Origin of the sequence: Paenibacillus amylolyticus (assembly GCF_001570725.1) — a bacterium.
GTDB lineage: Bacteria > Bacillota > Bacilli > Paenibacillales > Paenibacillaceae > Paenibacillus > Paenibacillus amylolyticus_A.
Genome location: NZ_BCNV01000003.1, coordinates 45,944 through 59,583, shown reverse-complemented (window position 1 = coordinate 59,583; position 13,640 = coordinate 45,944). Strand labels below are relative to the sequence as shown.

10 protein-coding genes are annotated in these 13,640 nt (G+C 46.7%); 3 read left to right on the top strand and 7 right to left on the bottom strand.

Features of this window, described 5'->3' with window-relative positions:
* Positions 1-104: 104 nt before the first annotated feature.
* Together PAHA3_RS18560 and PAHA3_RS18555 are read right to left on the bottom strand one after the other, a co-directional pair.
* Positions 105-878 (bottom strand): sirohydrochlorin chelatase, encoded by a 774-nt coding sequence (locus PAHA3_RS18560; RefSeq protein ID WP_062836236.1) that lies wholly within the window; start codon positions 876-878, stop codon positions 105-107.
* A gap of 1 nt (position 879) precedes the next feature.
* The gene (locus PAHA3_RS18555) at positions 880-1,170 is read right to left on the bottom strand and encodes a YerC/YecD family TrpR-related protein (protein ID WP_017690665.1); all 291 of its coding nucleotides are present in this window, start codon (positions 1,168-1,170) and stop codon (positions 880-882) included.
* Positions 1,171-1,626: 456 nt separating this feature from the next.
* Between PAHA3_RS18555 and PAHA3_RS18550 the strand changes: the two genes are divergently transcribed.
* Together PAHA3_RS18550 and PAHA3_RS18545 are read left to right on the top strand one after the other, a co-directional pair.
* On the top strand, positions 1,627-2,265 hold the full coding sequence (locus tag PAHA3_RS18550; RefSeq protein WP_062836235.1) for a hypothetical protein: 639 nt from the start codon (positions 1,627-1,629) through the stop codon (positions 2,263-2,265).
* A 133-nt stretch (positions 2,266-2,398) separates the two neighbouring features.
* On the top strand, positions 2,399-3,487 hold the full coding sequence (locus PAHA3_RS18545; RefSeq protein WP_062836234.1) for a DNA alkylation repair protein: 1,089 nt from the start codon (positions 2,399-2,401) through the stop codon (positions 3,485-3,487).
* Positions 3,488-3,768: 281 nt separating this feature from the next.
* Here PAHA3_RS18545 and corA read toward each other — a convergent pair whose 3' ends face one another.
* The 4 genes from corA to PAHA3_RS18525 form a co-directional block, all read right to left on the bottom strand.
* On the bottom strand, positions 3,769-4,728 hold the full coding sequence (gene corA, locus PAHA3_RS18540) for a magnesium/cobalt transporter CorA (RefSeq protein WP_062836233.1): 960 nt from the start codon (positions 4,726-4,728) through the stop codon (positions 3,769-3,771).
* 349 nt (positions 4,729-5,077) lie between these two features.
* The gene (locus tag PAHA3_RS18535) at positions 5,078-6,067 is read right to left on the bottom strand and encodes an inorganic phosphate transporter (RefSeq protein WP_062836232.1); all 990 of its coding nucleotides are present in this window, start codon (positions 6,065-6,067) and stop codon (positions 5,078-5,080) included.
* A gap of 14 nt (positions 6,068-6,081) precedes the next feature.
* On the bottom strand, positions 6,082-6,699 hold the full coding sequence (locus tag PAHA3_RS18530; protein WP_062836231.1) for a DUF47 domain-containing protein: 618 nt from the start codon (positions 6,697-6,699) through the stop codon (positions 6,082-6,084).
* A gap of 319 nt (positions 6,700-7,018) precedes the next feature.
* On the bottom strand, positions 7,019-8,092 hold the full coding sequence (locus PAHA3_RS18525; protein WP_082762891.1) for a DUF3048 domain-containing protein: 1,074 nt from the start codon (positions 8,090-8,092) through the stop codon (positions 7,019-7,021).
* Positions 8,093-8,429: 337 nt separating this feature from the next.
* Between PAHA3_RS18525 and PAHA3_RS18520 the strand changes: the two genes are divergently transcribed.
* A complete protein-coding gene (locus PAHA3_RS18520; protein WP_062836230.1) occupies positions 8,430-8,969 on the top strand; it encodes a DoxX family protein in 540 nt (179 codons plus the stop codon).
* A 284-nt stretch (positions 8,970-9,253) separates the two neighbouring features.
* Here PAHA3_RS18520 and PAHA3_RS30735 read toward each other — a convergent pair whose 3' ends face one another.
* Positions 9,254-13,618, bottom strand: coding sequence for an InlB B-repeat-containing protein (locus PAHA3_RS30735; RefSeq protein ID WP_062836229.1), 4,365 nt, complete (start codon positions 13,616-13,618; stop codon positions 9,254-9,256).
* Positions 13,619-13,640: the final 22 nt, after the last annotated feature.

Here is a 13,640-nt window from a genome sequence, read left to right as displayed (position 1 = left end):
TGTTTTATGCAAAAATGAACCTAATGAATTCTATTCCACTGACAACATTACCGGAACAATGCGTTCACACAACTGCGCCAGAGTGGTCACTTCAAGAAGGAAACTTAGACCTCATTACATCTTTCCAGCAAAATCTGGATCTGGCGCTCCAACCACTGCCCAAGCAATGGATGTGGCAACAGCGTCTCACCGCTGTACACATAATCCAGTTCCTTCAGCCGGTCCGGGATTACGTTCCTCGTGAAGTAACCGGCACTCAAAAACAGCGGCGCCACAATGACTCGGTTCCCCCGCTCTTCGCTCCAATACTTCACTTTGTCGTACACACTCTCTGGATTCAACAATGCATAATCCATATGGGCTACGCCACTAACTTCCTGTACACGCTGTGCAAGAGAGGAAATTCCCGCTTCCCAACGCTCGCGAAATCCATCATGAATACTACCGTGCCCTACCAGCAGAATCGTTTCCTTCTCCGGTTGCTGCGAGAGCGATCGGACTTTGTCCCACACCATCACTGCAATATCCGGATCATTATCCACTGGATAACCAAAGTGAACCCGCGCTGTGACCTGGAACGGTTCCAGATCTGTTTCCCGCTCAGGTGCTTCCTTTGCACCAATGGCAAATTCAATTTCATCCACATGTGTACTTCCAGATGAAACGAATAAAGGTACAACCAGCATATCGGTTACGCCTTGCGCTTCCAGTCGGTCGATACCGTCCTGGATCAGGCGTCCTTCCACCAATTCAAGAAATCCGGCTTCAACTGGCAACGGGCGGGGCAGATTTAACCGGGAGATCGCGTCATCGACGGATTCCACCCAGGTCTGCTCCTGAGAACCGTGACTGATGATGAGTACACCCGGCTTCTTCATGTTAGCGTCCCAGGCGTTCCAGCGTCATTTTATAACCATCATTGCCGTAATTCAGGCAGCGTTTGACACGTGAAATCGTAGCAGTACTCGCACCCGTCTCAGCTTCAATCTGGTTATACGTATTGCCTTTGCCCAACATACGAGCCACTTCAAGTCGCTGTGACATGGATTGGATCTCGTTTACGGTGCAGAGGTCATCAAAGAAGACATAACACTCTTCAATATCTTTTAGAGTCAAAATAGCCTCAAATAGTTGTTCAATGCTTTTATCATTTAGCTTTTTCAGCTGCATTTCATCATCATCCCCTAGCGGTTACTGTGTACCTACATTGTACTCACCCTGAGTTGGTATTTCAAGCGTTACCGATTTCACGCACTACAGAATAAAAATACATGTTACCGCTTACAAAAGGTACTATTGTCCTCCCCTCGCGCACATCTAGCGAAATTATCGCGCTATATCCCAGTTTTCACCTGTATATTTCCGATTACTTATGTAGGAATTCAATCAACCTAATTGTTACAATTTTGTGTCTAAACTGCATTTTCCTGTATGGATACCTCCCAGCATGTCTACGCGCCCAAATCCGCAAATATCCCGTTTTCCGGGATACCCGCCTACGCCGTCTCTCCGCGAATGACATACAGTATAGCAAAAGGGAGTTCCAGTAGGGTCTATGATGTTCATCTGTCATGTAACTCATGGAACGCAATTCCGAAATCCAACATAGAAGGAACGTGATCGTTCATGCCACAGCATTATTATCACCGCCAGCCAGCACAAGGGCAGCGTCCGTCTTCTCATGCTCATCGGCAGGCACATACTTCTGCCTATATGCCGCCCGGTGTGGTTCCGCGGTCTTTGAATGAAACTCAGATCCAACCGATGTATCCTGGCGTAGAGCCTCATTACCCGGGCTTTGGTGAAGTCGAAGCATCAGCCATCGTACCCTATGGGCAAGGTGTCCCTGGCGGGAACTTTTATGGAGGTGGAGCCCAGGTGGTCCCCCCAGCTCCGGTACAGGCGCCTGCTTCAACAGGCGGTTCCGGTTTTTCGTTAGCTAACATTGGTGAGTTAAAAGGAATGATCGACCGCTTCGGCGGGATTGATGGAATCATGAGTGGAATAGGCAAAATGCAGAAGGTCGTCGGCGGCATCCAGCAGATGGCTCCGATGATGAAGCTCGTTATGGGCATTCTGCCTTTTGGAAAAGGAAAATCGAATGATAGCGCGGCTGATGCAGACTATGAAGAATATAAGACTCCCCGGAAACGTAAGCGCAAGCGCCAGAACAAACCAACGAGTGTCCCACGTCGTCGCAACACGACGCCAATCCGCCGCAAATCCAATTCCACGAAGCGCCGTCCCAAAAGTCGCAAAGGTTAAACCCATCCAGGCACCCCCTTATAGAAGGTGGGTGCCTTAACTCTTTTCTTCAATATACATAGAAAATTCAGGAACTTATGTTCTTATTCCTGTCATTTGAGGTATACTGGATAGTAACTAAAGGAGGCGGACCATGGAACTTTTCAAAGACAAATACACTCCCGCATTAATCGGTCGGACTGGTGAATTGTTGCGTCAATTCTACCCGAAGCTGGATACCCAGCAATTTCATGAATTAGTGTTCGCTGAGGGTTGGGAACAGTTGGAGTTCAAAGCACGGATTCGTCGAATCACACTGGCCTTGACCCAAGTGTTGCCCGATAATTATGAAGAATCATTACATATCATCGAACAAGCTGCCCCCCATATGAGAGGCGTTGAATATCTGTTTGTACCGGATTTTATCGAAGTGAACGGACTGGACCCAGAAGATTACGAGCTATCCATGAAATATCTGACCGTCTTCACACCTTATTCCAGCTCCGAGTTCGCGGTACGCCCGTTTATTGATCGTTATCCGATCCAAACCATGAAACATATGATGGCGTGGGCAGATAGCAACAACGAGCATATTCGCAGACTTGCCAGTGAAGGTAGTCGGCCCCGTTTGCCATGGGGAGCTAAACTCCAGGGATTCATCACCGATCCAACACCTGTACTGCCAATTCTTCACGCGTTAAAAGCGGACGAGTCCCTCTATGTCCGGAAAAGTGTGGCCAATCATCTGAATGACATCTCCAAAGACCACCCTGAACTGGTGATGGATCTAGCCACGACCTGGTACGGACAACATACGCACACGGACTGGATTGTCCGGCATGCCAGCAGATCATTACTGAAGAAAGGACATCGCAAAGCGCTAAGCCTTTTTGGTTACAACGAGCAGGATGCGATTCACATTGAGCAACTTCAGCTTGCCCACGATACAGTCGCTATTGGCGAGGATCTTCATTTTTCATTTGATGTGGTCAATGAGAGTGGCGAGTCTCAGATGCTGAGAATTGAATATGAGATGGGCTACATGAAGGCGAACGGCAAGCAGGCTCCCAAACGATTCAAATGCTCCGATAAAATGTACCCGACAGGAAGAACCAAGGTAGCCACCAAACAATCTTTCAAAGTCATCACAACGAGAAAATATTATGCCGGTCTGCATACGCTAACAATTGTTGTGAATGGTAAAGCGGCAGCAACGACTTCTTTTGTCCTTGAAATGGAGTAACAGGAAGACATCGTAAGTTATACACAGCTTATTGCTGCGGAATAGTTATTCACATGTGGATACATTTATTTTCAAAACTTCTATAGAAGAATCAGAAAGGCCACCTGGCAAGCATCATCTCCCGACAGTTAATCCTGCTCGAGATCCTTGTCCAGTGGCCTTTTTATATGTAACAAACGTTGCTTCAGCTATGCAATCTTCTTCTGATGATCTGCTCGCAATAGCTTGCGCTTATCACCGAAAGGGTGGAACTGTATACGGAGCAGTAAGGTATAACATTTCTACTTAAACCATCCCCGCTTCACAAACCAAGCCACCATACTCCCGCCAAGCACAAACATTAACAGAAGCACCGCACCATACCCAAACTTCCATTGAAGCTCAGGCATATAGGCAAAGTTCATGCCATATATACCCGCAATCAGTGTGAGCGGCATAAATACGGTCGTAATCACCGTGAGTGTCTTCATGATCTGATTCATCCGGTTCGAGTTCAGGGAAATATAACTGTCGCGCAGGTCAGCGGTCATCTCCCGATCGGCTTCGATCATGTCTGTCAGCTTCAATAAATGGTCATAGATATCGGTAAAATAAGCCGTATGTTCACCTGTTCGCTGCACATGCTGGGAGTTCACCACCCGATAGAGCAGATCCCGCATCGGTACTACGGTTCTTCTAAGCTTCAGCAATCGAGTCCGCAGATCAAACACCTGGTTCATCAAGTCTTCAACCGACTCTTGTCCACCCCGGTTCTCCAGTTCAGCCAGTTCATCCTCAATGGCAAATAGAGACGGGAAATAATGATCGACTAGCTTGTCCATCACCGTATACGCTGCTGCCACCGGACCTCTCGCCCAGATGGTTCGTTCATGTGCATGGTGCAACAAGCGTTCCCACGCTTCATCCACTTCCTCCAACACACCATGATGGAAGGAAACAAGGAAGTTCGCTCCGAGAAACAAGTCCACCTCCTCGGCTTCCAAAGTGGATGGATTAAGTGCATGCAGTACAAGAAACTGCAAATTATCATAATAATCGAGCTTCGGCCGCTGCAACACATGCAGACAGTCCTCTATAGCTAAGGGGTGAAAATGAAAATATGTATCCAGCAAACGGCTTTCCTCTTCCGTTGGCTGGTTAAAATCGGCCCATACCCAGGCGTAATCGTTCAAATCCAACTGTGTAAGTGGTACGTTAACGGAGACTTGATGCTCTCGTGTAATAGCGAGTGTACGAATCATAAATTAGACCACGTCCTTGTCCTGTATCTTTACGTCATTGTACAACTTTAACCATAGGCACGTCTCCAACGTAGCCAAAATATCCACAAACACATTCAAACTCGACAACAAAAAAAGCCAACCCTGTTGGCTTCTCTCATTTCCCTATCCACAGTTCCCTGTATCCACAGGAATATCTTCTTTTGGTTTATCATTCCACGGATGGCTATCCACATATCCAGCCTGTCCACACGTTCATGCACAGGCGTCTCTTGATTTTGGTTGTATAATTGTCCACATATCCCGATATTCACACAGTTATGAACAGTTTGTCTGGTAACCCCGAATTTGTTCGGGATAACTTCTCTTTTTAGAAAATAATCCAGTACAGCAATCCTGCAAGTCCAGCAGTAATTGGAATCGTAATGAACCACGTAATAATGATACGTCCAGCAAGTCCCCATTTTACAGCAGAGAAACGTTTCGCGGAACCCACACCCAGAATAGCTGATGTGATCGCGTGCGTTGTACTAACTGGAAGGTGAAGCAACGTTGCTGTGAAAATAACGGAAGCAGCTGACAGATCGGCGGCGAATCCGTTAATCGGTTCAATTTTAAAGATTTTGGTACCCATTGTTTTGATGATTTTCCAACCACCAATGGATGTACCCAGAGCCATCGCGGTTGCTGCTGAGATTTTAACCCACAGCGGCACTTCCAGATGATCTTGTACACCTGCTGCTACCAAAGCAAACGTAATAATACCCATCGCTTTCTGTGCATCATTCGTACCATGTGTGAAAGCTTGCAGTGCTGCCGTGAAAATCTGTACTGTACGGAAACCTTTATTCACGTTATGCGGACTGCGTTTGGCAAAAATGTATTTGAGAATCGTCATGACCACATAACCGATGGCAAATGCGATTAGAGGTGATAATAGCAAACCTCCGACAATATCAATGAACCCGCTCCACTTCACTTTGTCAGAACCAGCGCCAACGAGCACGGCACCTGCAAGGGCCCCGATCAGTGCGTGTGATGAAGAAGACGGAATACCAAACCACCATGTAACCAGGTTCCAGATAATCGCAGCGATCAAGGTGACTATGACGACCTCGATCCCGTTATCCAGCGTGGTGGGGTCGGTTACACTCCCCCCAATCGTCTTCGCAACGCCTGTAAACATCATCGCACCGACAAAGTTCATTACCGCTGCCAAAAGAATCGCGCGACGTGGCGTCAGAGCCCGTGTCGATACTGAAGTGGCAATGGCATTGGCCGTGTCGTGAAAACCGTTGATGAAGTCAAACGCCAGTGCAAGGAAGACGACTATACCTAATACCCAAATCGTTGTTTCCATTATTCTCTGGCTCCTTAAGAATTACGCATGATGATGGATTCGAGCACATTTGCTACGTGTTCACAAGCATCCGTTGTTGTCTCAAGACGTTCGTAAATTTCTTTACGTTTGATCAATTCAATCGGATCAGGAACGGTAGCGAAAAGGTTCTTGATACACATGCGCAATACTTCATCACCCTGATTTTCCAGATCGTTCAATCGAATCGTGTACTCGCGAATCGCCAGCAATTTTTTCTGAGACAGCAAATGAATGGCCTTCTGAATTTCGTAAGCCGATTGGCGCAAAATTTCAGCAAATTGCACGATATATTCGTCAGGATCCGTCAGTTGGTACATATAGAAACGGGAAGCCGTTGCTTCAAGTCCATCCAATACGTCATCAAGTGTTGTTGTCAGCTCCATAATATCATCGCGTTCGATCGGCGTGATAAACGTTTTGTTGAGTTCCGTAATGATTGTGTGAACATAGTCATCACATTGGGACTCGTACTTCTTCATTTCATTGGCAAAAAGAGTCACATCCTGAAGGTTGGAAACATGCTGGGAGAAATAATCTGCCGCTTGAACAACCGTATCTGCCATGTTCTCCAGTGTCTCAAAAAATATATCCTTCTTCTTCTTAAGCTTCATAGCCCTATCCCCTTTACGGAAAAAATTGCCGATAACCGATGAAACATGAAATGACAACCTTTGATATCTTATCATATTTGTTTCATGGTTTGTACAAAAGGTGTGATCCTTTTTTATATTCTTATCACATTAATCTGAAATGAATCTTAATTATTTGGAATAATGGCAAATTCAAGTCGAGATTTTACACTGCGTTTACAATTCGACATGAGAATTCAGATTCGACACTGTTCTGCTTTTCACGCAAATGTATAATATCATGTCTTTAGGGCGACAAAATGCATACTTGTTTCATCGCTTTCTTTCATTGCATACAACTTTATTGAACAGCCAGCTTGACATGACTCGCAAATTCCGGTTGATTTGGAACAATGCTGATAAAAGTTTTGCCAGGTACAAGAGCCACTTCACTGCCGTCCCGAATAAAACGGATGATATCCCCCTGCTTCTTCACCCATTGTCCACGAATCATCTTGCCCTTCTGAAACAGCATGGCTTCCCCGCCCTGATCCAAATTAACGGACAACCGGCCTACACTATCGAGCACTTTGTGATCTGCACCTGCAACAATGATATTCGCTGCACCAAGCGGATTCCCGTTATCCAGATCCTGATCTGCCTTGCCATTCACCATTCTCATATATCGTCCGCTAACTTCATCATAATCATACGTCACCCGGTAACTATCCAATAAATAATGGATATCAAATTGCTTCACCGTCTCTCCTGCTGATGTCGCACCGTCTTCGTTATAGATGTATACCGGAGATTTGAAGTCATGACTGTATCCCTTGATATCTGCCCCTTCTCTCAGCTTGTCCGCTGAAGTGTACAGATTATGTGGAGCTTTACGATCCGAGGAACGCCAGAAATAAGGCCCGCCATTCGATATTTCATCCATATGCTGTTTCTGCTGCCTTTGCAAAATGGAATAAGCCTCCGGACTACCTCCGGCATGAACAAGTACACCATCATAACTTTCGCCCAGCTCAATCAGGTATGGACGTATGCTGCGTACGGGTCCGACCGTCTCAGCAGCGCCTTCACTCTGGAAGATGGCTATAAAACGGGTAATACCTCCCTCTGCGAGGACTTCCAAAATGATATCGGCTGAACTCAGACCCGATTGGGGCCGAGCTGCTGGAGCATTATTAATCATCACGGCGAGTGGTCGACGCGTAATCGCTTCATCTACAGGAAGACCTGTCAGTGGTGCTGTGTAAAGAGACGTGCTTGGCTCCTCCACATTCTGTTCTTCTTGCACAGGTGCTGGGGTCGGTTCTGGCTGAAGTGGCATCTGGGCCACCTCCTGGTTTTGGCAGGCAACTAGACTCAATGCGAGAATACACAGGGATGCAGCTGATGCAGCTTTGTTCCATTTAAAAAGCTTCAATATAGGACCTCCTGAACGATATGGCCTGGTTCTAAGTTGTGATATATGTCTCATGTAGGCAACCATTTCACGTATTTCTTTCCATTTAATCACACACCATCTGATTTGTCTCCGCCCAGGAGGCCTTGATACAGCCTGAAATTCACATTTGAAACAGCATATCGTCAGAAAAATATGTCCTAAATGTGAACTTCTCAAACCTTACTTAAAATTTGAACTAGATTGTGATTTTAATCACAAACAAAACGACTTTTGAACTATACAATAAAGACATCAAAGGTGATCACTTAGAAAAACAAAAACAACACACACTAAATTCCATGAAGGAGTGGTTCATATGTTCAGCTTCAACCAATGGCTTAGAGAAAACAAAGTAGCAATGTGGATTTTGACAGTACTTCGGGTGTATATCGGTTACGATTGGATGACTCACGGATGGAGCAAATTGACCGGCGGATTCCAAGCAGGCGGGTTCCTCGCTGGGGCAGTCGGCAAAGCAACGGGTGAAAACCCTACAGTTCAAGCATGGTGGGGAACATTCCTTGAGAAATTCGCTGTACCAAACGCAGGATTGTTCGACTTCATCATCCCGCTCGGTGAATTCCTTGTAGGTGTAGGACTCTTACTCGGATGCTTCACAACACTGGCTGCACTGATGGCTCTCGTGATGAACTTCGCGTTCCTCTTCTCGGGTACAGTAAGCACGAACGCTCAACTGGTTCTGATGCAAATCTTCCTGGTTGTTGCTGGTGCAAATGCTGGTAAAATCGGTCTGGATCACTGGGTACTGCCTTACCTTCGCGGATTGATCACTCGCAACAAAGGGAATCATCCTAAAGACACACCAACGATTAGCCCGACTCAAAAAACAGCTTAAGCAATAGCAATCATTCATCAAATTTTCAGCCCTGCTCTCCATCCCCCGGAGAGCAGGGCTTTTTATGTCTGAATAATCTATGAACTATACTCGTCTCGAGTAGTAACTACGATGAAAAATGAAAAAAAGCCGTTTTGCGATATGACATCGTAAAACGGCAAGAGAGACTAATCCCGGATCGGGTTCAATTATGTTGGAGTACATCATCAAAACTTGCACCGTTTCCACTCGTGTGGATTCCATGTTTGGAGTGATTGCCTGTTGCTTCCACCATTACATCACAATTACTTTACTCGTGCTCTCATCAATACCTCTGTTGCTTCCGCACGGGTTGTCAGCGCCGAAGAATCAAATGCTCCATTGGCACGACCTTTCATCAGACCCGACTGCTGCATGTGAGCTGCTGGCTGACTTGCCCATATAGGGATGCTGGCTGTATCAGTAAAGGAAGATTCGGTCGCAACATCAGTCAGTGTCAGCGCACGGCTGACCATAACTGCCATCTCCGCACGTGTGATTGGAGCGTTTGGACGCAAGGTTCCATCCTCATTGCCTTGAATCCACCCCAGCGCGCTTGCCTGTGCGATCTCTTTGATCCCCCACGTCCCAATCTGGGCTGCATCCACGAAAGCAGGCATTGTTGAAATAACATCTTCATGATCAGATACCGGCTTCAGCATTCGAACAAGCATGGCTGTAAATTCTGCTCGTGTAACTTGCGCTCCTGGATGGAACGTACCATCAGCATAGCCTTTGACAATACCAAGCCCAGCCGCTTCACGAATACTGTCAGCTGCCCAGTGACCTTCAATATCGCTAAAATTGGCTGCTACAGGAACAGCTATTGTTGCCGGAACTGCCATCACAGCAAAACGTGTAAAGTGATTCACATCTACGCGGATTGAATTGCCGTCAACTTTGCCGTCTTCAACCATTGTCCATGGGGTGTTCGGCTCTTGCTGGTACAAGACCGCAAGTTTCTCATTGCTTCGAAGTGAAGTAGGGTCAAAGGTCAGCGTTAACTTCACTGGAATCTTAAAATTACCCTGCGTATTTTTGGTAAACTCCACCACCTGACTCACAACACGTTGATTACTTGCTAAACCAGTAACCGGTATGTCTACCACAATGGCTTTAATTTCTAATGGCTGATCCGAAGCACCAGCTGGAACTTCAAGGAGCACCCCTGTGCCTAGCCGAAGCTCGCCAGCTTGCCCTGCAGGAATGGACACGCTTGCCTGCGTAACATTGTTATCATTAGAAGGACTACCACTTGAGATCGGACTAGAATTGGAGTTGGAACCTCCTCCACTTTCGTTGCTTCCACTATCTACACTACCGCCACTGTTCCCTGTGTTTCCATTGTTTCCGGAGTTACCACCGCCTGGTGATGGTAGCGTCCACCCCGCATATAACGTCATATCCGCATTTACGGTTGCTATTGCAAAATCAAACAGCTGACTGCGTGCGATATCCGAGTACCATCCCGTAAACGTATACCCAGTTCGCACCGGATCGCTTGGACGAGATAACATCTCTCCGTTATTTACTTCAATAGCCTGTATTGTCGTTCCACCATCCGTATTAAAGGTGACGGTTCGCACGGCTATATTCCATTTCGCATACAACGTCATATCTGCCACTACTGTAGTTGCTGCAAAATCGAATGGCTGCCCCGAATCGGTAAACCAGCCAGCAAACGCATAACCTGTGCGCTCTGGATCGGTTGGACGAGACAGAAGGTCGCCATAAGCAACTGTCTGTGGAGCAATTGTAGTGCCTTCATCCGTATCAAATGTAATCTGCTGTACTTGAACTGCCCATTTGGCATACAAAGTTACATCCGACTCAATCGGCTGACTAAAATCAAACTTAACCGTGAGCTGTGAATCTGCAAACCAGCCGGCAAAGACTTGACCTTCCGTATCCGAAGTTGGCTCATTTATTAAGGTTAACTGATCACCATATCCGATACTCATATCAGGTATATCCGAGCCTCCGGTCGTATCAAAGCTAACTGTATAGAGAATGCGTTCCCAGCCTGCATATAGCTGAACATGATCCTGAATAGACGATGTCGTAAAATCGAAACGTTGCTGTAAGCTAGCATCACTATACCAACCGGCAAAGGTATACCCCGTTCGGCTCGGTTGCTGTGGCTCCTGCACCGGATTACCATAGTCGAGCAATTGCTCACTCACCACAGTACCACCATTACTATCAAAGCTGGCTGTATATTGATTGGTCCCCCAACCTGCATACAATGTAACCGAGTCAGTAATTATCGTCTGGAAGTCAAATGGCTGCGTATGTGCTGCATCTGCGTACCAATTGGTAAACGTATAACCCGTACGTACCGGATCTGTAGGTCGCGTAATCAGTGTACCGTACTCTATCGTCTGATCAGGCACATTAGCATGATCTCCCTGATATACGTCGAACGTGACGGTATACGATTGGAGCGTCCAGCTTGCATAGAGCTGTGTATCCACCGTTATTGGCATACTTACAAATTCAAAGCGCTGTGTATGAGCCACATCTGTGTACCAACCACCAAATGTATATCCCGTTAGCGTTGGAGCCGTTGGCTCACTCATGAGCGTACCGTAGTCGATCTGACGATTCGCTACCGCTGTACCTCCGTTACTATCAAAGCTGACGGTGTACCGATTGATATTCCAGCCCGCATACAGCTGTGTATTTGTCGTGATCGGTGTATTCGCAAAATCGAAGAGCTGCGTTTGTGCCGCATCACTATACCAGCTAGTAAATCTGTACCCTGTACGTGTTGGCGCCGTTGGTGCACTAATCGTGAAGCCGTACGTAACCGGCACATCTGATACAACTGTACCTCCGCCGCTATTAAAGCTGACGGAATACTGATTGATACTCCAGCCTGCATACAGCTGTGTATTCGTCATAATTGCCGTATTCGTAAAATCGAATGGCTGCGTGCGCGCCGCATCGCTATACCAACCGGTAAACGTATAACCAGTCCGTGTCGGAGCGGTTGGCTCATCGCCATGATCGCCATAATAGAGATTTTGTGTGGCTACGCTCGTTCCGCCGCTGCTATCGAACAGAAGCTGACGTGGTGCATAGTAGCTGAATGTGATCGTTTGCTTATTATTAGCCGAGTCAGTGACGATCAGCGTATAATTACCTTCCTGATTAACCTGACCTCCGTACGCAAATGGTGCACCATTCAGCGTAGCTGTTCCATCACTAAACGTAATCGTCGGCGGCACAGTATAACGCCCACTATTCGTTACTCCAATTACGGTTGGCGGTGTAAGATCAATCCTAAATTGAACCTGCGTCGAACCGTATCTGTTCATTGCAACTAACATATAGCTACCTTCCGCAGTAACCGCTGTTCCGCTCGTAAACGGATGACCATTCAGGGTCGCCGTGCCAGAGGTAAATACGGGATTGACCGTACGATTGTAAATTCCCCCATCGCTAACACCGGTTACTACAGGTGGCAGAGGTTGCTCTACCTTGATTTGAACTGTCGAATAGCCCGTAGCAAATCCATTATCGTTGTATGTCCTCACTGTGAAGCTATCATTACCGAAATAGACGTTTGGAGCCTGATAAATAAAACCGTTACTGTCTTGTGTAACCGTTCCACGCTGCGGTTGAGTTCGCAAGGAAACTCCCTTGGCATTCGCACTACCAGGCACATTACCCATCAAATCCGAACTGTAAATACGTAACGACTGTCCAGTGGCTACGGTATAAATCGTACTTGTTCCTGCCACTGCGGACGGTACCCCGCCTCCATCACCACGAGAAGGGTATAGTCCTATATCATCCACAGTATAGTATTGAAAATTGTAAGGATTATTTCTTAAATCCGGTATAGCAAAATTATTGATCCCATTACCACCAAACTTCTCTCCCAAGAGTGAAAACAGAGCTGTGTAACTCCACAAATTAAGTAATCTTCCATCGCTAGCACTCCAGTTGGTTTGCATCGGAACAAGGAATGGTATGGTCTGTCCTAGTAAAACTGCACTATTTTGATTCCTGATATCCGTTCCATTCTGACCACCCATCGGTCTTGCCGCAACAGCAAAGTATAATGGTTGGTTTGGCAGCGGTGCACTGATACTGGGTAAAGTGAATTTTTGACCATCCTGAGATCCAAACACATCACTAATAACGGAGTACAGCTGCGGATAACTCTGCGCATCATATGTACTCCCATCCAGCTTGAGCCAGCCATCAGGCGAATAAGTATACGGGAAGATGCGCACTTCACCTGCATGCCCCATGGCAGTCCCGCCATTTTCGCGTGCGGGAAATACCCCATTAGTAGCTATGTAATACCCCATACCGTCAGGTGTAGGAAGTGATGTGAGATCCGGCAACGCAAAGTCGGATCGACCATCGCCACCATAATTCGTACCAAGCAAAGAAAACAAAGCAACATTGTTCTGAATATTCATCTTTTGTCCAGCCGCGAACTCCCAACCACTCGGCACAAATTCATAAGGAAATAGCTGTATCTCCCCTACATACTTTTCATACCACTCCTGCGCGTGCGCTGACTTCGTTGTTCCCCACCCTGCCGATAATGCAGTAAACACTAACACAAAGACCAGTGCGATCTTCCAAAAGGCACGACCGGTATAATAAATCACGCCAATATCTCCCCTTTATTCT